Source organism: Streptomyces sp. NRRL F-6676 (assembly GCF_000725625.1).
Taxonomy (GTDB): Bacteria; Actinomycetota; Actinomycetes; order Streptomycetales; family Streptomycetaceae; genus Streptomyces.
In genome coordinates this window covers 1-927 of record NZ_JOHS01000123.1, presented here as the reverse complement: position 1 = coordinate 927, position 927 = coordinate 1, and the positions used below count along the sequence as shown (strand labels likewise).

The window sequence follows — 927 nt, the reverse complement described above, 5'->3', positions numbered from 1 at the left end:
CCGTATGCCCAAATGGGGGGTCGGATATGCGGAGGTGTGAGGGGTGCGCGGCGGGCGGGGTGCGGGGGCGCGGGCGCGGCGGGGCGGGGAGGGGTGCTGTGGGGTGCTGTGGGGTCAGCCCCAGCCCAGTTCGTGGAGGCGGGCGTCCTCGATGCCGAAGTGGTGGGCGACCTCGTGCACGACCGTCACCGAGACCTCGTGCACGACGTCCTCCGGTGAGGTGCAGTGGCGCAGGGTCGGGCCCATGTAGACGCTGATGCGGTCGGGGAGGACGCCGGCGTACCACTCGCCGCGTTCGGTCAGCGGCGTTCCCTCGTAGAGGCCGAGCAGTTCGGGGTCGTCGGCGGGTGGCTCGTCCTCGACGAAGACGGCCACGTTGTCCATGACCCGCGTCAGTTCCGGCGGGATGCGGTCCAGGGCCTCGCTGACGAGTTCTTCGAATTCCTCGCGCGTCATTTGCAGCACGGGGTCATTGTCCTGCACGGGGGGCGTCGGTGCGGGGGAGGTTGTTGTCGGGGGGTGGGTGCGGGGGACGTTGTTGGCGGGTGCGGGGGACGTTGCTGTCGGGTGCGGGTGCGGGTGCGGGTGCGGGTGCGGGTGCGGGTGCGGGTGCGGGTGCGGGTGTGTGTCTGGGGCGTGTCCTCCTGTGGGGCGGGGGAGTTGGGCAGGGGGACCGCTTCGCCCGCCCCCGGAGGTGGCTGCCCGTGCGCCCCAGTGACGTTCCGTTCCGACTCGCCGCCGCCGTGCTGACCGTGGCGGCCGCCACGGGGTGCGTGAGCGTGGGGGACGACGCGGGGCACCCGGGGCCGTCGCGTCCGACGGGGCCGCACGGGGCGGTGGTGCGGGGGGACGACGTGGCGGGCGCCGGGGGGGGGGGGGGGGGGGCCGGGGGGGAGGGGGGGGGGGGGGAGGGGGGGGGGGCGGGGG

The 927-nt window shown here is 75.5% G+C and carries 1 protein-coding gene; it reads right to left on the bottom strand.

Features of this window, described 5'->3' with window-relative positions; all coding sequences use genetic code 11:
• Positions 1-114 precede the first annotated feature (114 nt).
• Positions 115-465 (bottom strand): metallopeptidase family protein, encoded by a 351-nt coding sequence (locus IO29_RS31275; RefSeq protein WP_078618347.1) that lies wholly within the window; start codon positions 463-465, stop codon positions 115-117.
• Between the last annotated feature and the right edge of the window lie 462 nt (positions 466-927).